The 26,754-nt window shown below is 74.7% G+C and carries 19 protein-coding genes; 6 read left to right on the top strand and 13 right to left on the bottom strand.

The window, feature by feature from the left end:
• Nucleotides 1–14 precede the first annotated feature (14 nt).
• Nucleotides 15–2,087 carry a hypothetical protein gene (locus IOD16_RS12295; protein ID WP_201440145.1) on the top strand — a complete coding sequence of 691 codons (2,073 nt, stop codon included), beginning with the start codon at nucleotides 15–17 and terminating at the stop codon, nucleotides 2,085–2,087.
• Nucleotides 2,088–2,117: 30 nt separating this feature from the next.
• Here IOD16_RS12295 and IOD16_RS12290 read toward each other — a convergent pair whose 3' ends face one another.
• The 6 genes from IOD16_RS12290 to IOD16_RS12265 form a co-directional block, all read right to left on the bottom strand.
• On the bottom strand, nucleotides 2,118–3,227 hold the full coding sequence (locus IOD16_RS12290) for a Gfo/Idh/MocA family protein (protein ID WP_201440144.1): 1,110 nt from the start codon (nucleotides 3,225–3,227) through the stop codon (nucleotides 2,118–2,120).
• A complete protein-coding gene (locus tag IOD16_RS12285) occupies nucleotides 3,224–3,970 on the bottom strand; it encodes a cupin domain-containing protein (RefSeq protein WP_201440143.1) in 747 nt (248 codons plus the stop codon). Before IOD16_RS12285 ends, IOD16_RS12290 begins: the two co-directional genes overlap by 4 nt.
• The gene (locus tag IOD16_RS12280) at nucleotides 3,967–4,878 is read right to left on the bottom strand and encodes a PmoA family protein (RefSeq protein ID WP_201440142.1); all 912 of its coding nucleotides are present in this window, start codon (nucleotides 4,876–4,878) and stop codon (nucleotides 3,967–3,969) included. The genes IOD16_RS12285 and IOD16_RS12280 overlap by 4 nt, the downstream gene beginning before the upstream one ends.
• A gap of 220 nt (nucleotides 4,879–5,098) precedes the next feature.
• Entirely contained in the window at nucleotides 5,099–5,881 is a 783-nt protein-coding gene (locus IOD16_RS12275) for a sugar phosphate isomerase/epimerase family protein (RefSeq protein WP_201440141.1), read from the bottom strand.
• The gene (locus IOD16_RS12270; RefSeq protein ID WP_236594930.1) at nucleotides 5,878–7,770 is read right to left on the bottom strand and encodes a DUF2264 domain-containing protein; all 1,893 of its coding nucleotides are present in this window, start codon (nucleotides 7,768–7,770) and stop codon (nucleotides 5,878–5,880) included. Before IOD16_RS12270 ends, IOD16_RS12275 begins: the two co-directional genes overlap by 4 nt.
• Entirely contained in the window at nucleotides 7,767–8,780 is a 1,014-nt protein-coding gene (locus IOD16_RS12265; protein ID WP_201440140.1) for a hydroxyacid dehydrogenase, read from the bottom strand. Before IOD16_RS12265 ends, IOD16_RS12270 begins: the two co-directional genes overlap by 4 nt.
• A gap of 195 nt (nucleotides 8,781–8,975) precedes the next feature.
• Between IOD16_RS12265 and IOD16_RS12260 the strand changes: the two genes are divergently transcribed.
• The 3 genes from IOD16_RS12260 to IOD16_RS12250 are packed head-to-tail and all read left to right on the top strand — an operon-like array spanning nucleotide 8,976 to nucleotide 12,598.
• Nucleotides 8,976–10,016, top strand: coding sequence for an ABC transporter permease (locus IOD16_RS12260; protein WP_236594929.1), 1,041 nt, complete (start codon nucleotides 8,976–8,978; stop codon nucleotides 10,014–10,016).
• A complete protein-coding gene (locus tag IOD16_RS12255) occupies nucleotides 10,013–10,900 on the top strand; it encodes a carbohydrate ABC transporter permease (protein ID WP_201440139.1) in 888 nt (295 codons plus the stop codon). The genes IOD16_RS12260 and IOD16_RS12255 overlap by 4 nt, the downstream gene beginning before the upstream one ends.
• A gap of 54 nt (nucleotides 10,901–10,954) precedes the next feature.
• Nucleotides 10,955–12,598, top strand: coding sequence for an extracellular solute-binding protein (locus IOD16_RS12250; protein ID WP_201440138.1), 1,644 nt, complete (start codon nucleotides 10,955–10,957; stop codon nucleotides 12,596–12,598).
• A gap of 54 nt (nucleotides 12,599–12,652) precedes the next feature.
• Here IOD16_RS12250 and IOD16_RS12245 read toward each other — a convergent pair whose 3' ends face one another.
• On the bottom strand, nucleotides 12,653–15,379 hold the full coding sequence (locus IOD16_RS12245) for an exo-rhamnogalacturonan lyase family protein (RefSeq protein ID WP_201440137.1): 2,727 nt from the start codon (nucleotides 15,377–15,379) through the stop codon (nucleotides 12,653–12,655).
• A 319-nt stretch (nucleotides 15,380–15,698) separates the two neighbouring features.
• Here IOD16_RS12245 and IOD16_RS12240 point away from each other — a divergent pair, with 319 nt between their 5' ends.
• Entirely contained in the window at nucleotides 15,699–16,727 is a 1,029-nt protein-coding gene (locus IOD16_RS12240) for a LacI family DNA-binding transcriptional regulator (protein WP_236594928.1), read from the top strand.
• A gap of 232 nt (nucleotides 16,728–16,959) precedes the next feature.
• On the opposite strand, the gene IOD16_RS40145 is transcribed toward IOD16_RS12240, so the two are convergent.
• From IOD16_RS40145 to IOD16_RS12225, 3 genes are all read right to left on the bottom strand, one after another.
• Entirely contained in the window at nucleotides 16,960–17,553 is a 594-nt protein-coding gene (locus IOD16_RS40145; RefSeq protein ID WP_236594927.1) for a hypothetical protein, read from the bottom strand.
• A gap of 591 nt (nucleotides 17,554–18,144) precedes the next feature.
• On the bottom strand, nucleotides 18,145–19,434 hold the full coding sequence (locus IOD16_RS12230) for an MFS transporter (RefSeq protein ID WP_201440134.1): 1,290 nt from the start codon (nucleotides 19,432–19,434) through the stop codon (nucleotides 18,145–18,147).
• Between the two features lie 95 nt (nucleotides 19,435–19,529).
• Entirely contained in the window at nucleotides 19,530–20,387 is an 858-nt protein-coding gene (locus IOD16_RS12225; RefSeq protein WP_201440133.1) for a universal stress protein, read from the bottom strand.
• Nucleotides 20,388–20,534: 147 nt separating this feature from the next.
• Here IOD16_RS12225 and IOD16_RS12220 point away from each other — a divergent pair, with 147 nt between their 5' ends.
• Nucleotides 20,535–22,142: a serine/threonine-protein kinase gene (locus IOD16_RS12220; RefSeq protein WP_201440132.1), complete on the top strand. Its 1,608-nt coding sequence runs from the start codon at nucleotides 20,535–20,537 to the stop codon at nucleotides 22,140–22,142.
• Between the two features lie 46 nt (nucleotides 22,143–22,188).
• Here IOD16_RS12220 and IOD16_RS12215 read toward each other — a convergent pair whose 3' ends face one another.
• From IOD16_RS12215 to IOD16_RS12205, 3 genes are all read right to left on the bottom strand, one after another.
• Nucleotides 22,189–24,300: a transglutaminase domain-containing protein gene (locus IOD16_RS12215; protein WP_201440131.1), complete on the bottom strand. Its 2,112-nt coding sequence runs from the start codon at nucleotides 24,298–24,300 to the stop codon at nucleotides 22,189–22,191.
• Between the two features lie 310 nt (nucleotides 24,301–24,610).
• The gene (locus IOD16_RS12210; protein WP_201440130.1) at nucleotides 24,611–25,759 is read right to left on the bottom strand and encodes a DUF58 domain-containing protein; all 1,149 of its coding nucleotides are present in this window, start codon (nucleotides 25,757–25,759) and stop codon (nucleotides 24,611–24,613) included.
• Nucleotides 25,756–26,742: an AAA family ATPase gene (locus tag IOD16_RS12205; protein WP_201440129.1), complete on the bottom strand. Its 987-nt coding sequence runs from the start codon at nucleotides 26,740–26,742 to the stop codon at nucleotides 25,756–25,758. The genes IOD16_RS12210 and IOD16_RS12205 overlap by 4 nt, the downstream gene beginning before the upstream one ends.
• Between the last annotated feature and the right edge of the window lie 12 nt (nucleotides 26,743–26,754).

The raw sequence follows: 26,754 nt of genomic DNA, 5'->3' as shown, positions 1-26,754 counted from the left end.
GCGGAGGCAACGCCATGGTCACCAACCTGACACCCACCACGATCAGCACGCCACCACCTCCCGGCGGCGACTCCGGTTTCACCCTGGACCCGGCCGCGATGGACACGCTCCAGCAGCAGGCCGGCGAGCTGCGCACGGGCTACGAAGAGGTCTCCTCGAAGCTGTCCGGCCAGGCCTTGGCGGGCAACGCCTTCGGCACCGCGGGCACGTTCGCCGTCGAAGCGTTCAACGCCTCCAACACCAGGTCGGTCGAGCTGACCGGTCGAGCCGCCTCGACGTTGGGGCTCGTCGGCGACGGCCTGAAGGCCACCGCGCAGACCCATCAGGACGCCGACCGGGCCAGCGGCGAGCAGTTCGCCCTGGTCGAACCCGCCACGATCGCCGACGGGCCGCGGGGCGCACCGGCAGGCGGCCCCGGCGGCACCCCGACGCCCCAGGGCCCGCCGGTCACCCCGACCCAGGAGATCCCGGGCGGTGCCGGAGGCGGCGCGGGCAGCGCCGCCCCACCCTCGGGCGCGCAAGTCCCGCCGCCGACCGACCTCCCCGGCCCGGACGGCACCACCCAAGCCTCGAACTACACGGCCCCGGAAACCCCGACAGGACAGTCCGGCACGCCCACGGGCCAGGGCGGCGGCGCACCGACCGGTCAGCCGGCCGGCGTCCCCACCGGTCAGGTGCCCCCGACGGCCACGATGCCGAACGCACCGACCGCCGAATCCCCGACGAAGCCCTCCACCCCGCCCCAGGCCGCAGCACCCCAAGCCGCACCGATCCCCGACTTCCCCGAGATCCCGGACCCGCCTCCCGTCCCCAACGGCTCCGGCAGCGGCACCACCCCCTCCGCCGACACCACACCGCCACCGACCCCTCCCATCCCGGAGGTGCCGAAGGACCTGTTCAAACAGCCAGGCATCCCCGACCCGGGCACGAGCGGCGGCTCGGCCGGCAGCGATACGGCCGGCGGCGGATCGACCGGCGGCGGATCACCCACACCGACCACCCCCGGCGCGACCACCCCGGCAGGCGGCACGACCCCACCGCCGATGCCACCCATCCCCGAAGCGCCCAAGGACCTGTTCAAGCAACCGGGAATCCCCGACCTGGGCACGGGCGGCTCGGCCGGCGGCACGACCCCGCCACCGACCCCTCCCATCCCGGAGGTGCCGAAGGACCTGTTCAAGCAGCCAGGCATCCCCGATCCGGGCACGGGCGGCGGCTCGGCCGGCGGCGGTACGCCTGGTGGTGGATCGACCGGTGGCGGATCACCCACGTCGACCACTCCCGGCGCGACGAGCCCGGCAGGCGGCACGACCCCACCGCCGATGCCACCCATCCCCGAAGTGCCGAAAGACCTGTTCAAGCAGCCAGGGATCCCCGACCTCGGCACCGGCGGCGGTGGTGCGGGTGGTGATCACCGGCCCGGTGAGCAGACGCCCGGCGACCAGGGTGGTCGTGGTGACCGCGACGCCTCGGACGACGAGCGCCCCGGCCGTGATCGAGAAGGCGGCGAGCACCGTGAGCGCGGCGAACACGGCGAGCGTGAAGACCGCGAGCACGGCCGGCACGGCGAGCACGGCGGTGGCGGGGAGGATGGCGGGCCCGGTGAGCGTGACCAGCACGGGTTCCCCATCACGTCGGTGGACGGGAAGCCCTGCCTCGACCTGCGCGACCTCCCGGCGGAGGAAGGCGAGCGCTGGCAGGAGAACATCCGCGACATCCTCGCCACCAAGGGCGAAGGGTCCTTCTTCTGGGCCGGCGACACCATCGACGCTCAGGGCCGGCGGCACTCCCTGATGGACCTGGCCGAGTTCATGACGAACCTGGACAGCCGCCCCGAGCCGGGTTCCGCTCCCGACGCCGCCGGGCGACCCGGGCCCGAGCGGGGGCTGTCGGACGACGTCGCGGCGAGCCCGGCGCGCAGCGCGAGCGGCGACGTCTACGTCCTCGTCGGCCCCAACCGCGCCGAGGGCGACCCGGTGGAGCTGGCGGACTTCCCGACGCTCCAGACCAACCCCCGGGTCGAACGGGTCTTCGCGATCGACGCCGTCACCGGCCGGGAGACGCAGATCCACCCGAAGGTCGGCTGATCCGACGGGCGCGGGCAGTCCCCGCGCCCGTCACCGGGAGGACCGGAGGTCGGACGTGGTCGGCCAGGGCGCGCCGGTGCCCGCCATGCTGTCGTAGAACGGGTGGCCGTCGGTGATCTCGCCCTGCTCGACCGTGCCGCCGGTGAACGCCGAGGCGTAGACGGCGGCGACGAACTCCATGGTCATCCTGGTGTCGGCGGTCGACACGGGTGGCGTCCCGCCGGTGTCGAGGGCGTCGAGCACGGCGGCGAGTTGGGCGGTGTGGCCGCTGGGCGTGTCGGTCGGGCCGCTGTCCCACGCCGAGGCGACGTCGGGCGCCGTGGGCGCGGCGGTGAACGTCCAGTGCGCGTCCGTGTAGCCGTAGAGGTGTTCCAGGTCGACGGTGGCCCGTTCGAAGTCGAAGCGCAACTGGCTGGTCTGGCGCGGCGAGACCAGCGAGTTGACCACGGTCGCCACCGCGCCGGACTCGAACCGCACGAGAGCGGCGGACACGTCCTCGGTGTCGGTCGGCCGGGCCTGGCGGGCGGCGATCGCGGTGACGCTGCGCCACGGGCCCAGGATCGACAGCAGCAGGTCGAACTGGTGGATGCCGTGCCCCATCGTCGGCCCGCCGCCCTCCAGCTCCCACTTCCCCCGCCACGGGACGGCGAAGTAGTCGTCGTCGCGGAACCACAACGTGCTCGCCGACGCCACCAGCGGCCGGCCCAGCGCGCCCTCGGCCACCAGCCGCCGCAGCCGCACCGCGCCGGACCCGAACCGGTGCTGGAACACGGTGGCCATCGGCACGCCGGTCGCCTCCTCGGCGGCGCGCAACCGGTCGACACCGGCCAACGACAGCACCGGCGGCTTCTCGACCACGGGCACCGCGCCCGCCGCCAGGCACTCCAGCGCGAGCGGCAGGTGCGTCCCCGGTGGCGTGCACACGTGGACCAGGTCGGGTCGCCCGTCCTGGAGCAGCGCGGCCGGCGTCGGGTAGGCGGGCACGTCCCAGGACGCGGCGAACGCGGCGGCCCGGTCGGCGTCGACGTCGACCGCGCCGACGAGCCGGGCCCGGCCGGCGAGCTGCGCGATGGCCTCGGCGTGGGCGCCGGCGATCGCGCCCGTGCCGACGATCGCGCAGGTGTAGCTGCGACTGGTCACGAGAGGTGCTCCTCGTCCGCTGCGACGGTCAGGGGGAAGCCCACGTCGACCGGGCGCAGCCGGCCGCACATGCCGAACACCCGCCGCGGCTCCGGTGCCCGCGTCACGGCCGCCCGCGCCAAGTGCGCGGCCACGCCCCGCGACAGGTCCTGCGTGATCGCGAGAGTGGTCTCGGCCTGGCCGAGCGGCCCGGCGCGCACGATGTCCGCCCAGGTCTGAGCCCGGTTCCGGACCAACGCCGCCGCCGACGCGTGGAACTGGCGCAGCGGAGCCGGGTCACCGCCGCGGAGGGCGTCCCGGAGCCGGACGAAGCCCTCCACCGCCAGGTCGCGGCGTCGGCGGGCGTCGGCGGCCCGTTCGGCTTCCGTCGCCCGGACCGGCAACGTCGCCGCGTCCCGGTAGCGGTCCGGGTCGGCGACGACCTCGGGCGGGAACGTCATCACCGCGTCACCCGCCTCGGGCAGCCCCGCGTTGCCCATCACCACGACCACCCGCAGACCGCCGTGGTTGACGGCGCGGTGGATCGTGCCGGGGGTGAACCACACCACCGAACCGGCGGCGAGCGGGATCTCGCGGCAGCCGTCGAGGGTCATCGCGTGCAGCTCGCCCTCACCGCCGACGACCACGTAGCACTCGGTCGACGCCAGGTGCAGGTGCGGGCTGCCGCCCACCACGCCGTCGGGCGCCGCGTCGTCGTAGACGTCGAGGAACGACAACGACGTCCCGCCGGGAAACGTGCTCACACCGACTCACCCAACACACCGCGCACCGAATCCGCCAGGGCGGCGGCGTCTTCCTCACCGCCGTCGGCCACCCCGACGCCGTAGCGGAACCGCACGGTCTCCCCGTCCGCGACGACGAGCTCCTCGCTGAAGAACGGAGCCGGGTTCAGGCACGCGAAGTTCTCGGACCGGGTGAACCACCGCGGCGGGTGGTGCGGGTTGGCCGCGTGGTCGACCATCAGGACCAGGGATCGCGCGTCGTCGCCGTCGTGGCGGCCCGCGAAGGCCATCCACTCGGACCGCCGGCCGCGCAGCTCGTCACCGCCGACGCCGTCGGGCGTCACGACCGCGCCGCCGGTGAAGGAGCGCGGCCCGCGCCAGAACAGGCCCCCGTACCCCGCGTTCTCCCGGCCGCGCGTGGTCGGCGAGCCGAACGCGACGTCCCGCCCCGAGGTGTTCGTCATCGTCGTGTCGAACGTCAGCGCCCACGCCTCGGCGGACAGCAGGGACGCGGCGATCGTCCGACGCTCGGTGATCACCGTCGCCCCGGCCTGGGTGATCCAGTCCAACTCGTGGGTGAACCCGGCCGTCTCCCCGTCCACGCCGACGTCGACCACGCGCCGGTGCAGCTGGGCGCCGTTGTTGGCCAGCTGCACGTAGGACCGCCCGTGCACGTAGGTCGGACCGCCCCAGAAGTTCTCGTCGCCCACGTTCGGCAACGACCAGGCGATCCCCTTGTGCCACACGTGGTCGTGCGGCCGGAACAGGCTCACCACCCGCCCCGCCCGCGTGCGGACCGGGTGCAGGTACGGCTTGGGCGACTCCAGCTCCGGCGTGTCGGGCACGTAGACGTAGCGCGCGAGGTCGACGTCGCCGGCGCGCAGGGTCAGCGCGGACCCGATGTCGTGCCGCACGGCCAGGGCGCTCACCGCGACCGCTCCGGCAGGTCGAGCCCGACTTGCTCCCGGATCGCGACGACGGCCTCTTCCACCCGGACCCCTTCGGTCGGAAAGCGCTTTCCGGCGAGTATTCCGGCCCGCCGCACCCCTCGTCAAGGGTCGTTCACCCGCTCGCCACCACTGCGGAAAGCGCTTTCCATCTCCGCCGGTCGCCTTCGGCTGCCCGCCACCGCGTCCCCCGGCAAGCGGGTCACGGCCGCCACCGGGCGTACCAGTCGGCCGCCGCGCGCAGCGGCGCCGGCAGCGGCGCGAGGTCGGGGTACCAGGCGCGTTCCCACTCCAGCGACACCCACCCCGACCAGTCCGCCAACAGCCGGCCGCACCGCGCCAACGGCACGTCGCCCGCACCCGGCACGACCGGCGTGGGGGCACCGGCGGCCACGTCCTTGACCTGGAAGTACCCCAGGTACTCCCCCAGCGACGCGCGCGTGCGCTCCGGCGGCTCGCCCGCGCGCCACGGGTGCACCGCGTCCCACAGCACCGCCACCCGCCCGGGGTCGCCGAACGGCGCGACCAGCCGCCTCGCCGCCTCGCCGGTCGGGTGGGAGTCGTGCGTCTCGACCAGCAGCCGGACGCCGGCGGAGCGCAGGTCGGGCAGCACGGCGGCGATGCGTTGCGACGCCCGCCCGTCCTCACCCGGGCGCTCGCCGCCGGGGAACACCCGCACCGACGGCGCACCGAGCGACGCCGCCAACTCCACCAGGGCGCGCAGCTCGTCCACCACCGGCCCGTCCGGTCCCGGCCGGCACACCTTCGGGTAGCCCGCGAGGCAGGCGACCGCCAAGCCGGCGTCGGCGATCCGGTCACGTGCCCGCGCCGCCCGCACGGGCGACATCCCGAGGTGGACCTCCTCGTCGGGGTGCACGCGGACCTCCAGGCCGTGACAGCCGTGCTCGGCCGCCACCCGCGCGCTGTCCGCGAGCGGCACACCGGGCGCGCCGAGCGTGCTCACCGCGAACCGCCACCCGGTCACCCGTGCACCACCTCCAGCGGCGCGAAGGACACCCTGGTCACCGTCCCGTCCGACCAGCGCGCCTCGACGGCGTCCGGCCCGGCGGCCACGACCGCCACCACGTCGGCGAGGTCCCCCGGGTCGACCGCGAGCACGGCCAGCGCGACGTGCGCGGAGGTGCCGTCCGAGGTCCCGAGCAGCCTCGGCACCCGCGCCGAGGCGGTGAACGCGGTGCCGCCCGGCGCGACGACCTCGTCGGCGGACTCCCAGCCGTGCAGGGGGCGCAGCACCGAGGACAGGTCGGGTCCGGCGGCCCAGCCGGTCAGCTCGACACCGGCCCCGGGCGGCGCGCCGACCACGCGGTGCACGCGCAGTTCGTGCGGTCCTCGGGCGACCACGACGCTCTCCACGCGCAGCGCGGGCAGCAACGGCGAGCCGCCGGGGAACACCGGCCGGTGCCACGAGGCGGCCCAGCCCCAGCCGTCGCCGTGGCCCGCGCCGAGCGGGTGGATGCGGCGGCGGGCGCCGCGCAGCCCGCGGTGCACGACGGCGAGGTGGTTGTCGGCCGGGTGGCCGGCGGGGGTCGGACCGGTGCGGGTCGAGTACGCGAACCGGCCGTAGTGCGGGTCGTCGCCCTCGGCGGTCTCCGCGTGGGTCGGGCGCACGTGGTCGCTGCCGTGGTTGTGCAGGCGGGCGATCCCGTCGGCGGCCGTGGTCTGCACGAGGAAGCCCGGCGCGGACAGGCCGAGCACGTGGTCGCGCTCCTCGACGGGCGCGTCCCGCTCCACCTCGGTCCACAGCGGGTCGTCGGGCCCGGCGAGCAGGCACACGAACGCCTTGGCCGCCCAGTACGGCGAGGCGGGCCCGGAGTAGCGCTGCACGGTCGGGGCGTGCGGGCCGTGCCAGCCGAGGCCGAGCAGGCCGCGGTCGTCCACCGCGCCCCGGTCGAGGAAGTGGCGCAGGCAGCCGCTGAGCAGCCGGCGGGACACCCCCGGCGCGAGCGGGGTGTGGCCGGTGACCGCGCCGAGGGCGACGGCCGCGCCGGCGGCGAACCGGTAGGTCAGCGACCTGCCGTGGTGCACGGGGGCGCCGTCGCCGCCGAACAGCAGCGAGAACCCGGCGAGGTGCTCGCGCAGCCGGTCGCCGTGCGGGGAGCCCGTCCCCGCCAGGTGCGCGTCGAGCACCGGGTACAGGTGCAGCGCCCAGCCGTTGTAGTGGTCGAAGGCCCGACCGTCGCCGTCGGAGTACCAGCCCTGGCCTCGGTACCACGCCTCCAGCAGGTCCAGGGCGCGCCGCCGGGCGCGGGCGGTGTCGGCGTCGCCCCGGCCGACCGCCTCGAGGAACCCGGCCACGGTGAACGGGAACAGGTACCAGTTGTTGGGCGCGGGCAGGGCGTGCAGCGCGTCCCGCAGCCAGGCTTCGACCCGGTCCCGGACGGTGTCGTCCAGCCGGTCCCACAGCCACGGCCGGCTCACCCGCAGGGCGAGCGCGACCGACGCCGCCTCGACCATCGGCTGGCCCCGCACGTGGTGGTCGCGGATCACCGGCCACGACTCGGCGTCGTCCGCGCCGGGCGTGCGGGTGCCCGCGTCGAGGCCGTCGGCGTACCGGGCCAGCCGGCCGTGCGGGTCGTCGCCGCCCGCGCCGGCGACCCGGAAGCCCGCGGCGAGGAGGGTCCGGGCGAACCCCTCCAGGCCGTCGCTGCGCACGCCGCTGCCCGACGCCGGGCCGGGCAGGTCCAGCCGGGCGCCGGCGGGGCTCGCCCACCGCCACGCCGCGTCGAGCAACGCGTCGGCGGCGGCCTCCCAGTGGGCGCGGGTGTACCCGGTGCGCGGGCTGAGCCGCCGGTCTTCCGCCAGGTCGGCCAAGGGGTTCACGCGGTGCATCCTCTCGTCGGACGAGCCGGTCACGCGATGTACGGCAGCCGCTCGGCCGCCACCCGCCCGACCAGCGGCACGCCCTTGACGAACCGGCCCACCTCGGCGACCGCGAACTCGCCGATGCGCCGCAGCTCGCGGCCCTGCGCGCCGGCCAGGTGCGGGGTGATCAGCACGTTGGGCAGGGCGAACAGCGGGTGCCCGGCGGGCAGCGGCTCCGGCTCGGTCACGTCCAGGACCGCCGAGATCCGGCCGGTGGCGCACACCCTGGTCAACGCGTCGGTGTCGATCAGCGAGCCGCGCGCGGTGTTGATCACGAGCGCGCCCTCGGGCAGCAGGTCCAGCCTGCGGCCGTCGAGCAGGTGCCGGGTCTCGGGCAGGGCCGGCGCGTGCACCGTGACCACGTCGCTGCGGCGGCAGAGGTCGTCCATCCCCACGGCCTCCGCGCCGAGGCGCGTGGCCTCCGCGCGGGTCACGTGCGGGTCGTGGAGCAGCACCTCCACGTCGAACGCCCGGAGCCGCCGCAGCACGAGGCGCCCGATCCGGGACGCGCCGACGACCCCAACCGCGCAGTCGTGCAGCCCGGTGCCGTCGCCGGGCAGCCAGTCCCGCGGCGCGCCCTCGGCGGCCGTCGCGTACCGCCGGGCGCGACCGAAGGCCCGCTTGGCGCCCAGCACCAGCATGGCCATCGTGTAGTCGGCCACCGGGACGGCGTTGGCCTCGGCGGCCGAGGAGACGACCACCCCGCGTTCGAACACGACGGGGTCGACGGACGACTTCACCGTGCCGGCGGCGTGCACGATCGCGCGCAGCCCCGGCGCGGCGGCCAGCACCCCGGCGTCGACGCGCGGGCAGCCCCACCCGGTGACCAGGACGTCCGCCTCTGCCAGGGCCGCGGCGGCGGCCGGCCCGTCGAACGAGGTGAACGTCGTCGTCGGGTCGATGTCGACCAGCTGCCGCAACCGGGTGACGAGGTCGGGTGGGAAGACGTCGGCGAACGCCCAGGGGGCGAGGGCGAAGACCGCGACAGGGCGCCGTGGCACGGAGTGGGCTCCTATCAGTGGGTCGGGCAGCGGCCGATCCATGTAAACGTTTGCATCCACAGGTCACTCTACGCACCACCCCTTCCGCTCACAATGCCCGCAACCTGACCGGAGCAGAGCAGCAGCACAGGCGAATACACCCAGCCTTACCAGCCACGCAAGGCGTTGACGAACCTGTGTAACCGTTTTATCTTCGTGACCATTCTGTTTCGGCTCGGCACCGCGAGAGAGGCGTTCGACGTGAACATGACGCGGGTCCGCGGCGGCACCGGTGGCGCCAGTCCCCCGACCGGGGAGGCGCCCGCCCCACCGGAGGGCGGTCGCCCGCGCCCCGGTCACCTGCGCCGCCTCCGGGCCGACCGGGTGCTGCTGCTCGTCGCCGCGCCGGGTCTGGCGTACTTCCTGTTCTTCCACTACGGCGCGCTGTTCGGCAACGTGCTGGCGTTCCAGGACTACGTGCCGTTCCTGGGCGTCCCGGGCAGCGAGTGGGTCGGTCTGGCGCACTTCGAGCGCATGGCCTCGGACCCGCTGTTCTGGAACGCGGTGGAGAACACGCTGCTGATCGCCGCGTTGCAGCTGGTGTTCTTCTTCCCCGCGCCGCTGGCGCTGGCGCTGCTGCTCAACAGCGTCGTGGGCGACACGCTGCGGCGCTTCGTGCAGAGCGTGGTGTACCTGCCGCACTTCCTGTCGTGGGTGATCGTGGTCGCGCTGTTCCAGCAGGTGCTGGGCGGCGCGGGCGTGGTGAACGGCTGGCTGTCGGACCTGGGCGTGGGCGGGGTGTCGATCATCGGCAACGCCGACGCGTACGGGCCGCTGGTGGTCGCGCAGCTGGTGTGGAAGGAGTGCGGCTGGGCCACCATCATCTTCCTGGCCGCGCTGTCGCAGGTGGACGAGCGGCAGTACGAGGCGGCGGCGCTGGACGGCGCGGGCTGGTGGCGCCGGGTGTGGCACGTGACGCTGCCCGCGATCAGGCCGGTGATCGTGCTGCTGCTGGTGCTGCGGCTGGGCGAGTTCCTCTCGATCGGGTTCGAGCAGTTCTTCCTCCAGCGCCAGTCGGTCGGCCCGGAGGCGGGCGAGGTGCTGGAGACGTTCGTGTACTTCACCGGCTTCGCGAACGGCGACTTCGGCTATGCGGCAGCGGTCGGGCTGTTCAAGGGCGTGGTCGGCGTGGCGCTCGTCTACGCGGCGAACAAGGTGGCCCACCGGCTGGGCGAACAGGGGGTCTACAAGGCATGAGCAGGACGACCGCGCCGGCCTGGATGGGCCGGCCGACCCCCGCGGTGCGCGTCGCCAAGGCCGTGGCGTTGACCGTGGTGGTCGCGCTGGTGGTCTTCCCGTTGTGGACGGTGCTGGCGACCAGCCTGGCCTCGCCGCAGAACGTGATCGCCGACGGCGGCTGGGTGCTCTGGCCCGACGAGTTCTCGTTCGACTCCTACGCCGAGATCCTCCAGGGCGGCATCATCAGCCGGGCGCTGCTGGTCAGCGCGGGCGTCACGGTCGTCGGCACGGCCCTGAGCCTGTTCTGCACGATCGGGCTGGCCTACACGTTGAGCCGGCCCGCGGTGTACGGCGGCAAACCGCTGCTGCTGCTGGTGCTGTTCACGTTCCTGTTCCCGCCGGGCATGGTGCCGCTGTTCCTGGTGGTGCAGGGCGCCGGGCTGTTCGACTCCTACGCCGCGCTGGTGCTGCCGTTCCTGGTCAACGTGTTCAACCTGGTCGTGATGCGCGGCTTCTTCCAGTCGATCCCCGGGGAGCTGATCGACGCCGCGCGCATCGACGGCGCGGGCGAGCTGGGCATCCTGCGCCTGGTCGTGCTGCCGCTGTCCAAGGCGGTCATCGCCGTGGTCGGCCTGTTCTACGCGGTCGCGTACTGGAACCGCTTCTTCGAGGCGATCATCTACTTCAACGACCAGGCCAAGTGGCCGATCGGCACCGTGCTGCGGCAGTACGTCACCGGCGGGGCGTCGCTCGCCGAGTCCTCGGGCGAGCTGGCGGCCACGTCGCCGCAGTCCGTGCAGATGGCCGTGGTGATGCTGGCGACGCTGCCCATCGTGTGCGTGTACCCGTTCCTGCAGCGCTACTTCGTCAAGGGTGTCGTCACCGGTGCCTTGAAGGCCTGACCCCTCCACCGCAACCACTCCTTTCGGCTTCCCGGCCGGGAGAGGAACCTCCTCATGGACCACCGCATCGGCCGCCGTTCCCTGCTCCGGCTGGCGGGCGTCGGCGCGCTCGGCCTCGCCGTCCCCTCCTTCCTCACGGCGTGCGGCGGCGGCCCCTCGGGTGGCGGCGTCTCCAACGCGGGCAAGGACCTGGCCCCGTGGCCGACGTACGTGCCGTTCACCGGCCCGACCCCGGACGCCCCCGGCGACGACTCCGGCGTGCAGCCGCTGTACCTGAAGTACCCCGAGCGGCTGGTGCGGTCGGTGGGCGACACCCCGGGCGACGGGTCCGTCGTGACGGTGATGGTGCTGTCCTACGGCGCGCCGCCCAAACCGGTCGGCGACAACCAGTACTGGCAGGCGGTCAACCGGGCGCTCGGCGTCAACCTGAAGGTCATCGTGGTGCCCGACCCCGAGTACGGGCAGAAGATGGCCACGCTGATGGCGTCGAGCGGCGACCTGCCGGACCTGGTCATGTTCTCGAACCTGGCGCTGCCGCACGCCGCCGAGTTCGTCCAGGCCCGGTGCGCCGACCTGTCGGAGTTCGTCGGCGGCGACGCGGTCAAGGAGTACCCCAACCTGGCCAACCTGCCCACCTACGCCTGGAAGGGCATGGGCCGCATCGGCGGCAAGCTGCACGGCGTCCCGCTGGAACGCCCGATGCCGGCCAACAGCCTGTTCGTCAACCGCACGGCGCTGGACGCGGCGGGCATACCCCTGGACTGGACGACCGAGCAGCACCTCGACGCGATGAAGCAGCTCACCGGCGACCGCAAGTGGGGCGTCGGCTGGTTCAAGACGCTGTTCGGCGGCCTGGGCGGCATCACCTACCACGCGGGCTCGCTCGGCGCGCCCAACACGTGGTCCGCGGACGGCGGCGCGTTCGCGCCGACCCTGGCCACGCCCCAGTTCGAGCAGGCGCTGGAGGTCATGCGCAAGCTGGTCGAGTCGGGCGCGCACTACCCCGACAGCCTCACCACCAGCTCCACGGACATGCAGAGCCACTTCCACAACGGCACGGTCGCCACCATGAACGACGGGTTCGGCTCGGTGAGCCTGGCGACCATGAAGAAGATCGACGGCCGGTTCGCCCTCGACCTCGGCCGCCCCTACGGGCCGCGGGCCACACCGTGGCAGGGTCCGGGCGTCTTCGGCCACGTCACGTTCAAGAAGGCCGAGCCGGCCCGCATCAAGCTGCTGCTGCGCATCGTCGACTACCTCAGCGCGCCGTTCGGCACCGAGGAGCACGAGCTGGCCAACTACGGCGTGGAGGGCGAGCACTTCACCAAGGACGCCGACGGCATCAGGACCACCGACCTCTACGGCCAGGAGAACAACTCGCTGCTGCCGACGAAGTACGTCGGCGCCGCGCCGGCGGTCCTCTACCTGCCCGGGTACCCGGACGCGGCCAAGGCCGTGCACGAGTGGCAGAAGGCCACGATGCCGCGCAGCGTGCGCAACCCCGCCACCGGGCTCCGGTCGGCCACCGAGGCGGGCAAGGGCGCCCAGCTGAGCCAGATCGTCGGGGACGGGATCGCCGCGGTCGCCTTCGGCCGCAAGCCCTTGTCGGCGTGGAAGGACGTCGTCACCCAGTGGCGGCAGGCGGGCGGCGACCGGGTCGCCGGGGAACTGGCCGAGGAGCACGCGGCGAACCGGTGACGCCGTCGGAGCTCCGGCCCCGCCCGGGAGCACCGGGTGGGGCCGGAGCTCCGGTCACGCCGGCAGGCGGTCGCCCACCAGGGCGAGGCACTGGATGGCGGCCAGGGCGTACTGCGCGGAGGCGTTGGTGCTGAAGTCGGCCTCGTCCACCGGCTTGAGCACCTTCGGCCCCTCGACCCGCCGCGACCCGAAGTCGTGGCCCTTCGGGTAGCCCGCGTGGCCCGTGTCGAACTCCGCCCAGGCCCGCTGGGCGAGCCTGGTGTCACCGAGCTTGGCGGCGGCGTAGGCGGTGAGCCGGGAGTGCGCCTGGCGCAGGTTCAGGCTGCCCCACGACTGCCCCGTCTCCGCCTGCTGCTCGGCGGCGGTGCCGTTGTAGAGGCGGCAGTACTGCAACCACGCCGCGGTGAACGCCTCGTCGCCGGTGAGCGAGATCAGCTCGCTGCACAGCTCGACCAGGCCGAACACCGCGCCCAGCGAACCGACGCCCACCGCGGGCTCCGTCGGCGTGAACGTGCCGTCGTCCAGGTCGTACAGGCCGCTGCCGCGCGCGAACCCGTTGGGCATCGCGGCGATGCTGCGCATCCCGTTGAGCAGCTTCTCGCGGGCGACCGGGTCGCCGCCGCGCTCCCACTCGGTCAGCCAGGCGAGCGCGAGCCCGCTCCAGTCGGTGCCGGTGCTGACGCCGAGGGCGTGCGGGTCGGGCTCGTACGGCCCGGTGCGGATCTTGCGGACGGGGTCCAGGGCCAGGAACGTCCGGTCGGCGTCCACGAGGTCGCGCATCAGGTCGCCGACGCGTTCGTCGGCGGTGAGGAAGTACAGGAACCGCCGGTAGCCGGCGTTGCTGATGCGCGCCTGCTTCGCGCTGTCGGCCCAGTGCTGCACCCCGTGCCGCGTGCCGAGGTCGCGCCACTTGCCGAGGTGGTAGACGTCGACCTCGCCGGTGTGGCGGGTCATCGCCTCGGCGAAGCGGAACGCCTCGGCCCGGCCGGTGCGCAGGTAGTGGTACCAGAGCCACAGGTCGGTGGACAGCTCCGAGTTGTCCCACGCGTAGCCGCCGACGTCGTAGCGCCACACGTGCCGGTCGGGGTCGTAGCTGTGCATGATGTCGCCGTAGTCCCAGAACCCGTACCAGGACCGCTGCTCCACCTGCGCGCTGTGGTGGGCGAACAGGAGGTCCAGCCGGTCCTCGATGCGAGCCCTCGCCGGGGTCGAGCGGTCCACCGGCGACCAGTCGCCGAACACGCCGGCGGCGTGCAGGTGCGCGGGCGGTGCGACGACCAGCGGCGGGGTGCGCACCGCGTCGGCCAGCTCGGCGATCCGCTCGGCGGGCGGCGTCGACGCCAACGCCCAGAACACCAGCTCCGTCGTGCGCGCGATCCCGTAGGGGGTGCCGAACCCCGGCTCGTAGTCCTCGTAGGTGATCTCCAGGCCCTCCAGCTGCTCGGGGTAGGTGTCCTGGCCCAGGCCGTCGTGGTAGAAGCGCAGGTCCATCGGCTCGGCGTCGGGCGACCACAGCCACACGGTGACCTCGGCCGTCCCGCCGGCCGCGCCCCGCACGTCGAGCTGGGTGGGGTGCAGCTGCCAGAAGTGCCGCAGGCCGAACGCGAAGCCGCCGCCGGGGCCGCCGACGTACCCGAGCCCGCCCGCCCGGCCGCCGGCGTCGACCGGGATCCACCCGTGGCCCGCCTTGGTGCGCTTGCGGACCTGGAACCCGTCGGCGGAGAGCTGGCGCAGCGAGTAGTCGCCGAAGGCGGGGACGAGGTGCAGCCGCGACGCCACCCTGGTGTCCCAAGTGGACACCGGTGGCGTGGCCCGGCCGGCGACCTGCGCCCGGCGGACCTCCGCGCCGGGGTCGCGGCGCAGTCCGGTGACGCCGCGCACCGCCTCGGACAGCACGCCGTCACCGGGTCCGGCGAAGCGCACGTGCCGGTCGTGGGGCTCGTCGCGCATCGGCACGTCGAACCGGATGCCCAGGCCGCGGACGAAGTCCTTCTTCTCGTCGCCGTCGTACGCGAAGCTGTGCACCGCGCGGACGCCGTCGCTGCCGGCGTAGAAGTACAGGCGCACGGTGAACGGCAGCCAGGTCCGGTTGCCGTGCCGGTGGCCGCCGTCGACCCGGACGACGGCGCGGACCGGCCCGGACTGCTCGACCGTCACCTTCTCCGTGCGGCCGGTGAACTTCTCCGCCTTCGCCGTGCCGCCCTCGTCGCCGCCCGGCTCGTCCTGCCGCAGGCACACCAGGCGGCCGTTGCGGGCGATCTCGCGGTCGCCCCGGAACAGGGCGCGGACCAGCTGGTCGCCCTTCCTGGGGATCACGCACCGGATGACGCCGGTGCTCACCTCGACCTCGTTGCGGCCGTCCTCGACCGTCACGGCCGTCGCGGGCACGGCGGGCGTGCCGCCGGTCAGCACGTACTTCTCAGCCGGCGGCACGTCCTCGCCGATGGCGTGCGCGGTCCACTTCAGCGAGCCGTCCGGCCAGTACGCCGTGGCCCACGTCTGCACGGGCACCTGCTGCCCCGCGGCCGTGCGCAGGGCGAACGCCTGCTCTTCGGGCACCGTGCCCTTCGGCCACGGCACGCCCCAGGTTGACCCGGCGGCCAGCCGCCGCGGCGTGCCGCCTTCCAGCCAGCCGAGCGGGACGCCGTCGGCCAAGGTGCCGCTCGCCGCGGCCGGTCGGGGGCCCGCGGCGTGCGCCGGCGCGGCGCCGTGACCGGCGTGCGCGGCGGCGCCGACCGCGGCCGCGCCGAGGATGAGGTTGCGTCGGGAGATCATCGCCATGGGTGCTCCACTCCGGCGGGGGCTCCGATGAGGTGATGAAAACGTTTACAGCGCGGTAATGCCAGCACGGGCCGCAGCCTCTGTCAAGACACCCGGCGATGGGAGGTATGCGGTTACCGCAAAGACGGGTCGGACGCGTCCGAACGGGCCCCGCTCCGGCCCGCCGCCGACCGCAATGGTGATTTGACACCGGGACAGTCCGCCGGAAGCATCGCGTGCAAGCGTTTTACCAGCGGCGTGCACCAGCGCAGACGGAGGCGGGATGGTTCGGCGAGCGGCGTCCGACAGCGGTGGACCCCGGCCGACGACGATCCGTGACGTGGCCGCCCACGCCGGGGTGTCCGTCGCCACCGTCTCCCGGATCCTGTCCGGCACCTACCCCGGCGCGCCGGCCACGCGGACCAGGGTGCTGCGGGCGGTGCGCGAGCTGGACTACGTGGCCAACGCCAACGCGCGCGGGCTGGCGGGCGCGAGCAGCCGCAGCGTCGCCATCATCGTCAACTCCGTCGTGTCGCCGCACTACGCCCACGTCGCGCAGGGCGTGCAGACCCAGGCCGCGATCGAGGGCAAGCTCTGCATCGTCGGCACGACCGGCAGCGACCCGGAGCGGGAGCTGGCCACGGTCCAGCTCATGCGCGAGGAGCACGCCGAGTGCGTGATCCTGGTCGGCAACGTGGTGGCGGACGAGGCGTACCGCGCCCGGATGGCCGAGTACGCCCGCGCGCTGGCGCTCGCCGGTTCCCAGCTGGTCCTGTGCGGACGCCCGCCGCTCGGGCCGGACGTGCCCGCCCTGGTCGTGGAGTACGACAACACCGGCGGCGCCTACGCCATCACCAGCCACCTGCTGTCGGCGGGCCACCAGCGCATCCTGTTCCTGGGCAGGCGCGACAACTACACCACCCCGGAGAGCCGCGTCGCCGGCTACCGCAAGGCCCTGGCCGACCACCACGTGGTCCACGACCCCGGGTTGGAGGTCGAGGGCAGCATGGAGCGGCACGAGGGCTACCGGATGATCAGCGAACGGCTCGCCGCCGGGCCGGCCGACTTCACCGCCGTGTTCGCCGGCAACGACCTCATCGCCGCCGGCGCCCGTCAGGCGTTGCTCGAGCACGGCCTGCGCATCCCCGACGACATCTCCATGGTGGGCTTCGACGACCTGCCGCCCGCGGCCGACATCGGCCTCACCACCGTCCACGTGCCGCACGAGGAGCTGGGCCGCACCGCGGTGCGCATGGCCCTGCAACGCGCACGGGACAAGTCGGGAACACCCGAACGGGTCATGCTCGGCACCCACATCGTGGTGCGCGACTCGGTGCGCCCCGTCGTGCGTTCCGGCGCCCGGTCGTGACCGACCCGCCCGAGGCGGACGAACCGTTCGACCGCACCCACTTCGACTACTCGCCCTGGTCGTTCCAAGACGAGGCCGACGAACCGGCGCGGCGACGGCAGCTCGACGTCCAGCGGCGCCTCGCCGAGCGGCGCGGCTACGAGATCGGCGAGCGCTGCTTCCTCTCCGGGCCGGCCTCCGTGCAGAACGAGGTGCTGCGCCTCGGCCCCGGCGGCTACGTCGCCGCGGGCGCCTACCTGAGCGGGTCGCCGCGCGCGGGGCGCGACTGCTCGATCAACCCGTACGCGGTGGTGCGCGGCGACATCCGGTTGGGCGACGCCGTGCGGATCGGCGCGCACACCTCGATCCTCGCGTTCAACCACACCGTCGACGACCCGGACACCGAGGTGTTCCGGCAGCCCCTCCGCTCGATCGGCATCACCGTCGGTGACGACGTCTGGATCGGGTCGCACGTCGTGGTCCTCGAGGGGGTGACGGTGGTGCCCGCGCTCGCGCCGCGAGGGACGACCTCGTCGGCGGGCTCACCGCGTTCGCCGAGACCGCCCGCGCCCAGGCCACCGGCGTGCTGGAGCGCTGCTGGAACCCCGACCTCGGCCTGTTCACCGACCGGCCGGGGGCGGCGCCGACCGTCCGCGCCCAGTGCGACGCGATCGAGATCGCCGACCTGCTGCTCGGCCGCGTGCCCGACCAGCTGCCCGCCCAGGCCCAGGTCGACCGGCTGCGCGGCCGGCAGGACCCGGAGACCGGGCTCGTCGGCGCGCTCGGCCCGGACGGCGCCACGCGACCGGTCGGGCGCGGTCCGGTCGACCCGGACGCCGCCTACCACGTCCTGTCCGTCGGCTACGCGCTCGACCTGCCTGGGTCGACGCCCTCGGCACCGTCCTGCACTGGAACCGGCGGCTCGGCGCACCGACCGCGCCCGGCGCGACCGAGGCCCTGTTCGGCTGGCTGGTCGTCAACGCCGACCGCCGCACCGGCATGTGGGGCCGACCGTCGCCCGGCGACGGCCTGCGCCGGCTCGTCAACGGCTGCTACCGGGCCTCGCGCGGCACGTTCGCCCAGTTCGACCTGCCCTTGCCGCACCCGGAACGCGTCGTGGACACGGTCCTGGAGCACGTCCGCGACGCCCGCTTCTTCCGCCCGGAGCAGCAGGACGCCTGCACGGTCCTCGACGTCGCCCACCCGCTCTGGCTGACCCGCCACACCGGGCACCGCGCCGACGAGGTCGCCGAGGTCGCGCGCCGGCTGCTCACCGACGCGCTGGGCCGCTGGTCCGCCGGCGCGGGCTTGGGCTTACGGGCGCCGCACCCACGACCGCGGGCCTCCCCGCCACGGCGCCGGGCCTTCAGGGCGCCGAGATGTGGCCGGCGGTGGTGTGGCTGCTCGCCGACCTCCTCGGGCTCGCCGACGCCCTGCGCTACCGGCCGCGAGGCGTCCACCGGCCAGAACCCGCGACCAGCGTCCCCTGACGGTCCGGCGCGCGGTCGGGGTCCGGTGTCACCGCGGAGGCGCGCAGGTGGTCGCGGCGGAGCACCGCCAGCACCGCCATGAGCGCCGCCACCAGGGCGAACCCCGACGCCGCGGTCAACGCGGACAGCGGGCCGGCGGCGCCGACGACCACGCCCGCCACCAGCAGGCCGACCACGCCCGAGCAGGTGGTGACCGCGCCGGCGGTGGCGACCACGCGTCCCCGGACCGCGTCCGAGGTCCTGGCCTCGACCAGGCCGTTCAGCGTCACGTTCTGCACCGAGCCGCACGCGCCGGCGACCAGCCACGCGACCGCCGTGACCACGAGGTGCGGCAGCCGGGCCGGCGCGGCCAGCGCCAGCGCCAGCACCAGGTTCGCGGCGGCGAAGGCCGCGACCAGCCCTCGCGTGGTGGTGACGCGGCGGGTCAGGTTCGCGCCGAGCAGCAGGCCCGCGCTCCAGCACGCCAGCACGGCGCCGTAGGTGAACTCGTTGCCCCCGATCGGGCCCAGGACCAGGAACACCTGGTTGACCAGCGCGATGGCCACGGCCACGCCGACCACGGCCTGCGCGACGACGCGGCCCAGCAGCAGCCGGTCGCTGCGCAGCAGCACCCAGCCGCTCCACTGGCCGCCCGGCGCGGCCGCGCCGCCGTCGTCCCGCCTCGGGTCCCGGTCCGCCCGCAGCCACACCACGACCAGCGCGAGGTGCGTGAACGCGCACACCGCGTCGAGCATCACGGCCCACTGCACGCCCGGCCCGGCCGCGATCACCCCGCCGAGCACGATGCCCGCCACGGACCCGGCGTTGCGCGCCGACGACAACACCGCGTGACCGCGTGCCGCGCCGTCCTCGCCCACGGCCACCGGCACCAGGGCGGACGCGCACGTCCACACGACCGCGCCGCACAGGCCGAGCAACGCCACCAGGCCGTACAGCACAGGCGGCCGCTGGTAGCCGAACAGCAGACCGACAGGCAGCAGCACCTGCGCGAACACCGCGACGACGAGCAGCAGCCGATGGGGTACCCGGTCCAGGGCCCACCCGGCGAGCGGCGTGCCGAGCACCGCGCCGAACGCGACGGCCACGAACAGCCCGGCCACGGCGAACGCGCCGGACCCGGCCAGCTCGGTGGTGAACCCGATCAGCGTGAGCTGCGCGCCGAGCCCGGCCACCCCGGACCCGCCCGCCAGCACCGCCAGGTCCCGGTTGTCCCGCAGATCCCCGAGCACTGCGACCATTCCGCTCCCCCGCCGCGTCGCCGGTACGGACCGAGGCGATCACCTCGGGGTGCCGATCATGCCCGAAGATCACCCCGGCCGGCGGCTGTGGTGGGTCAGTCCGCCCGAACGACGACCAACGGGCACGGCGCGTGGTAGACCAGCGCCTGGCTGGTGGAGCCGAGGAGCATCCCGGCGAAGCCGCCGCGGCCACGGCTGCCGACGACCAGGAGCCGCGCGTCGTGGGCGGCGTCGAGCAGGGCTTTCGCCGGGCGTTCGCGCACCACCCGCCGTTCGACCACGACGTCCGGGTACTCCTGCTGCCATCCCGCCAGGCGCTGCGCGAGCAGTTGCCGCTGCTGGTCCTCCACCTCGTCCCAGTCGACGCTCAGGCTCGCCGCGTACGGCGTCTCGGCGAGCAGCGCCGTCCACGCGAGCAGCGCGACGAGCGTCGTCCCGCGCACCGACGCCTCCGCGAACGCGAACGCGATCGCCTCCTCCCCCGCCGGTTCGCCGTCCACCCCGAGCACGACCGGGCCCGTGTCCCGGTACGCGCCGCGCACGATGGCCACCGGGCTCTTGCCGTGCGCGGCGACCGACACCGCCACCGACCCGATGATCAGCCCGGAGAACCCGCCGAGGCCCTGCGAGCCGAGCACGACGAGCCGGGCGCCCCGGGACGCGGCGATCATCGCGGCGGCGGGCCGGTCGACCACCAGCGACGTCCTCACCTCGGGCACGAGGTCCCGCACGGAGTCCGCCGCGTCCGCGAGCCACTGCCTGCCCTGCCGCTCGAACGCGTCCCGCACCTCGTGCCCGGTCAGCACCAGCTCGGGGTAACCGCGCCTCGGCAGCAGGTAGGCGTGCACGAGCTCCAGCGGCGCCCGGTGCCGGGCGGCTTCCTCCGCCGCCCACCGGACGGCCGTCAGCGCCGACGCCGATCCGTCCACTCCGACCACGATCGGGCCACTCATCACAGCTTCCCTCCGCCGACGTCCGCCAACAGGGACACCATCCGACGCCGACCGGCCGGCCGCACGTCGACAGCCGTCCGGCGCACCCGCGGCGCCCCCGTCCGCCAAGTGCCCTCCGGCGCCGTGCCCGCCGGATACGATCGCGCCGTGGACCCCGCCGACGACCTGCTGGCCTGGGCGCCCCCGCCCGGTTCGAGCGCCGCGGCGCCGGCCGTCGCGCTGCCGGGCTACCGCGACTTCCGGCTCGTCGCGCACGGCGGCGAGGGCACCGTGTACCGGGCCACGCAGGAAGGGCTCGACCGCGACGTCGCGGTGAAGGTGCTGGACGTGACCGATCAGGACACGGTCACCCGGTTCCACCGCGAGCTGGAGATCACCGTCCGGCTGGGCCGCCAGCACCCGCACATCGTGACCGTGCTCGACACCGGCGTCATCGGCGGCCGGCCGTGCATCGTGATGGAGTACCACGACCTCGGGTCGCTGCACGACCGGTTGCGGGAGCGCGGGCCGCTGCCCGTGCACGAGGTGGTCGCGGCCGGGATCGCGGTCGCCGACGCGCTGTCGTTCGCGCACGACCAGGGCATCCTGCACCGGGACGTGAAGCCGCAGAACATCCTGGTGCTGCCCACCTCCTACGTGCTGGCCGACTTCGGCATCGCGCGCGGCGCGGACGCGGCGCACACCGCGTCGTTGCAGCTGGTGAGCTACCGGCACGCCGCGCCGCAGATGGTGGACGGCCGCCCGCCCGCCGCCGCCGACGACCTGTGGTCGCTGGGCTCGACGCTGTTCACGCTGCTGGACGGCCAACCGCCGTTCGCGTCGGCCGACCCCGGCGAGGACACCATGCTCGCCTACCTCGGCCGGGTGCGCGAGGCGCGGCCGAGGTCGCTGCTGCGGCGGGACGTGCCGGTCGAGCTGGTGGCGATCATCCTGCGGTGCCTGCGCAAGGCGCGGGAGGAGCGGTTCCCGGACGCCGCCGCGCTGCGCGCCGCGCTGGCGTCGGTGCCGACGTGGTCGCCGCAGTCCACCGTGGACCCGGAGCACACCGCGGCGGTGCGGCACGTGACGCCGGAGCGCTACCCGGAGGGCCCGACCGAGCTGCCGGACTTCGGTCCGAAGCCGGTGCTCGACAGCGCGCCGGAACCGGTCGCCGCCGCGCCGGAGCCGGCGAAGACGTGGACCGAGGACCTGGCCGACCTGACCGTCCGGCACCACACCGAGCGCCGCCCGCCCGTGCCGCCGCCCGCGCCGCCGCTGGTGGAGCTGCCGGAGCCGCCGCCGCGGCCACGCCGGTCGTGGAAGCTCGCCGGGGCGAGCGCGGTGTTCGTCGGCGTGGCGGTCGGGGTGGCGTTGAGCCTGCCCGGCCGGTCGGAGCAGGTCGCGTCGCCGCTGTCCACGGCGACGACCACGACCACCACCACGGCCGTCACGACCACCTCCGCGACGGCCGGCCTGCCTCCGGGTGGTGATCCGCGGTTCACGCCGGTGCTCAAGCGGCTGGAGGACGACGGTGACCGGATCGAGCTGTTCTGGACGGACCCGAGCGAGGGCAACGCGCAGTTCGTCGTGGTCGACGTGACGGGTCCGGCGCCGAAGCCGTTGGTGACGGTGGCGGCCGGTGCGACGTCGCACGTGCTGGAGGGCCTGGAGCCGAAGGCGCCGCAGTACTGCTTCCAGGTGCTCGCGATCGGGCTGGACGACCCGGCCACGCAGCGCGGCGCGTCCGCCCGCACGTGCGCCGTGCGCAACGGCTGACGCCGCGCACCACGGCCGACCGCGCGCCTCGCGCCGACGCCTCGGGCTATCGCCGCCACAGGGGCCGCGGGTCGACCGCCCAGAACACCCTGCGGTACCAGGGAACCCCGCGCCGCAGCCCGCCGCGCACCTGCTTCGCCAACCACCACGCCGACGTCCGACCGCGCTCGTCGGCTCCCGGGATCTCCCCCGGCGTCCTCGGGGCGAAGGCGGCGTGCTCGGCCAGCCGCGCCAACTCCACCGCCGGCCCGGACCCCAGGCCCGCCGCGATGTCCGGCGCGGTCCGGTCGGCGGGCGGTGTCCGGCCCGCCAGCAGCAACCCGTCCAGCACGTAGGCCCATGCGCCGGTCGCGCCCCCGGCACGCAGGCGCCCGCGCCGCGCCAGCCGGGCCGACCCGAGCACCAGCAGGATCAGCACCGGCACCCCGCCGAGCACCGCGTGCCCGATCCACCGCTGCGACCCGGCGGGCGTCGCCCGCGCGGCGACGGGACTCGACGGGGTCACCAACAGCGGCGGCGCGGACAGCGGCGTGCTCGTCGGGGTGGCCGTGACCGACGCCAACCGGTCGAGCACCTCGCGCTTCCGCGCGGCGCTCGAACCGCCCGACGACACACCCGACACGGGGTCGAACGGCACCCAGCCCCACCCGGCGAAGTACACCTCCGGCCAGGCGGTCGCGTCGCTGCCGCGCACCACGCGTTCCTCGCCGTCGGCCGGCTGGAAGCCGACGACCACCCGGGTCGGCAACCCCACCGCCCGCGCCAGCACCGCGAACGCCGACGCGAACTGCTCCGCCGTGCCCGCGTTCGCGCCCGGCTCACCGGCGCCGCCGAACAGGAACCGCTCCAGCCGCGCGTACGACGACCCGACCGGGGCCTGCGCGTCCGGCGTCCGGCCCTGCTTCACCACCTGCTCGATCGCCACGGCCCGCTCGTAGGGCGACCGCGCGTTCTGCACGATCTGCCGCGCGTACTCGGCCAACGAGTAGGGCAGGCCCGGCAGCTCCAGGTACCGGCCCGCGTTCGTCGGCACGGCGGCGTCCAGCAGGTCCGTGTCGTCGGGCACGTCCACCACACCCCGCACCCGGTACGACAACCCGGGCGTCAGCTCCTCGCGCAGCACCAGCGAACCCGAGTCCGGGTCGACCATCGCGCCGGCCAACGTCACCGCCGTCGGCCGCCCGACCGTCGGCAACCACCGGCCGCCCAGCTCGCCGACGGTGATCTCCACCTCGGTCTCGTCCACCCGCGCGCCGGGCGGCAGGTCGGGCTCCGCCACGGCCCCGATCGGCCCGTACAGCGACGCCGCCCGCCACGCCGCGCCCGAGTAGTCCGACAACGCCACCAACCGCACCGCCCGCTCCGGGCCGCGCACCCGGAACAGCTCGGTGTCGCCCAGGTTCGCCCACGACGCCAACTGCGGCAGCGGACTCGCCACCCCCAGATCACCGACGGGCGGCTCCACCAACTCCCGGGGCTCGAACGCATCACCGGACGGCAAGACCACCGCGAGCGCCGCCACCACCGCCACCGGCACCGCCGGCAACCCCGACAACACCCGCCCCCGGCCGCCCGCCTCCACCCGGTCCACCACCAGCCACCCGGCCGCCGCCAACGCGACCAACCCGACCGCCACCAACCCGAACCGATCCGCCCGCCCCGCCGTCAACAACGCCGTGCACGTGTACAGCACCGCCGCGCCACCCACCGGCGCCACCAACGACCGCCCACGCCCCGCCACCGCCAGCACCACGACCAGGGACACCCCGAACACCAGCAGCGCGCCCGGCGCCAGCAGCTCGGGCGTCGCGGGCGCGGGACGGGCGGCGGTCAGCAGGCGCGGCACCAGGTCCAGCAGCACGGGCAGCGGATCGGCGGAGTCGACCGCCGTGTCCCGGGCCACCCAGTACCCGCCGACGAGCGCCGACGCCACCAGCGAGAACGCCACGAGCCCCGAAGGCATCCGCCGCCACCGCAACAACGGCAGGCACCCGAACGCCACCACCGCCGCGCCCGCGAACACCAGCGACGCGGTGAACCCCTGCCACCCCGACCCCAGGTGCAACGCCGCCACGACAACCACCAGGGCCGCCCAGCCCACCCTGGCCGCGCTCACGGCGGTGCTCACCGGCGTGGTGCTCACCGGCGTGGTGCTCACCGGCGTCGTGCTCGTGCGCTCGGTGCCCGGGGCGGCCGGCGTGCTTGTCCGGGTGGTGCTCGAGCTTGTCCGGGTGGTGCTCGAGTCGGCTGCGGTGCTTCCCGCGGCACTTCCCGCGGTGCCCGGGGTCGCGCTTGCTGGGGTGGTGCGGGGGGCGGGGTCGGCGGGTCTGTGGGCGTTCACGTGCCCACCGCCGCGACACACCCTGGGCCGGGGCGCCGCGCCTCCATACTTCCGGCAACAAAATCGGCGCTTCCATTCATCCCCGGCGGCCATGACGCTATCGGGTGATCTACGGCAGCGCCGGCGGTCATCGCGACACCGCCGTGTTCCAGGCGTCCAGGAGGCCCTCGGCCTTGGCGTGGCGCAGCAGCAGCACCGGGCCGACGGCCGAGATCGGCTGCGTCACCTCCGGATCCACGACCAGCACGACGCCCACCGAGGCACGTCCCGCCTCCAGCGCCAACGCGGACAGGCCGGCCCTCGCCCCGCACACCACGGCCACCACGTCCAGGTCCCGGATCGGCAGTGAGCGCACCGCCCCGGCCCCGTCGGCCGCCCGGAGATCCGCCAACGCCGCCAGCACCACCGACGCGTCCGCGTCGACCGCCCCCGCCGGCAGCTCCACGTCCACCGCGCCCGACGTCGACGCCAACCGCACGGGGTGGCCCTCGGCGATCGCCACCGCCACCAGCGACGCCGCCACCTCCACCGCGTCCTCCAGGTCCTTCGCCTCGGCGTACCCGTCCGCGTGGTCGTCGAGCACCACCGCCAGGTGCGGCCGGGCCGGGTCGGCGTCCTCCCGGATCATCAACGTCCCGGTCCGCGCGGACGTCGCCCAGTGCAGCCGCCGCAGGTCGTCACCGGGCACGTACTCGCGCAGCCCCACCAGGTCCGTCCCGCCGCGCTCCACCCGTTCCTCGGCGCCGACGTGCCCGCGCCGCACCCCGCCGGGCAGACCGCGCACCGGCAGCACGCGCGGCACCACCCGCACCTCCACCACGTCGCCCACGACGGTCCGGGCGCGCGCGAGACCCGCCAGACCCCGACGGCTCAACGTCAACGGCCCGACCTTCAGCAGGCCGCGCGCGTGCGTCGGGATCGGGTACTCCACCTTCACGTTCTGCCCCGGCGCCAGCAGCGGGATGTCGACCGGCACCGCCTCGCCCGCCACCTCGTCGGTCGCGTCGAACACCACCGGGAAGCGCTTGCTCGTGCCCGTCAGCTCCACCACTCCCGAGCAGGCGCCCAACCGCTGCACGGTCCGCGGCCGCACGGTCCGCTTCGGCGCGACCTGCGCCCGAGACAGCACCGACACCGCGCCGACCGCCACGAGCAGCACCAGGGCCAGCCCCAACCCCGCCACCCCCGGGTACCGCCACCACAACCCGAGACCCGCCAGCGGCACGCCCAGCAGCAGCGCGCCCGAGCCCCGCGCGGTGAGCCGCACGTTGGTCATCGCGCGGCCGGTCGCGGCACCGCCACGCCCGCCAGGACGTCGGCCAGGACCTCCCCGGTCGTCGTGCCCGCCAACTGCGCCTCGCGCGTCAGCACCAACCGGTGCGCCAACACCGGCACGGCCAACTCCTGCACGTCGCCCGGCACCACGAAGTGCCTGCCCCGGGCCGCCGCGTACACCTGCACGCACCGCACCAGGGAACGCAGCCCACGGGTGCTCGCGCCCAACCGCAACCGGCTGTCCTCTCGCGACGCGACGCCGATGTCGCTGATGTAGCGCAACAACGGGTCCGCCACGTGCAGCGTCGCCAGCCGACGTCCCTGCTCGGCGACGACGCGCGGGTTGCTCACCGTGGGCACCGCGCCCACCTGTCCCGCGCCGCTCCCGGGCCGCAGCACGTCCATCTCGTGCTCCACCGACGGGTAGCCGATGGACGTGCGCAGCATGAACCGGTCCAGCTGCGCCTCGGGCAGCCGGTACGTGCCGTCCAGGTCGATCGGGTTCTGCGTGGCCACCACCAGGAACGGCGCGGGCACGGCGTGCGCGACGCCGTCCACGGTCACCGTCCGCTCCTCCATGACCTCCAGCAGCGCCGACTGCGTCTTGGCCGCCGCGCGGTTGATCTCGTCGGCCAGCACGATGTTCGCGAACACCGGCCCCGGCCGGAACCGCACCTCGCCGGTCTGCGGGTCGTACACGGACGTGCCGGTGACGTCCGACGGCAGCAGGTCGGGTGTGAACTGCACCCGCCTCGACACGCCGCCCAGCGCGCCCGCCACGGCGCGCGCCAACGTCGTCTTGCCCGTGCCCGGCACGTCTTCCAGCAGCACGTGCCCGCCGGCGAACAGCGCGACCAGCACCAGGTCGACCACGTCCCGCTTGCCGCGCACCGCGGACTCGACCGCGTCACCGAGCCGCGCGTGCAGGGCGCGGAACTCCGCGATCTCGTCCTCGCCGATGGCCGGCACCGCCGTAGTCGTCACGTCACGCCCCTC

The sequence above is a fragment of the Saccharothrix sp. 6-C genome (assembly GCF_016695385.1).
GTDB lineage: Bacteria > Actinomycetota > Actinomycetes > Mycobacteriales > Pseudonocardiaceae > Actinosynnema > Actinosynnema texasense.
This window is presented reverse-complemented; position numbering and strand designations above follow the sequence as displayed.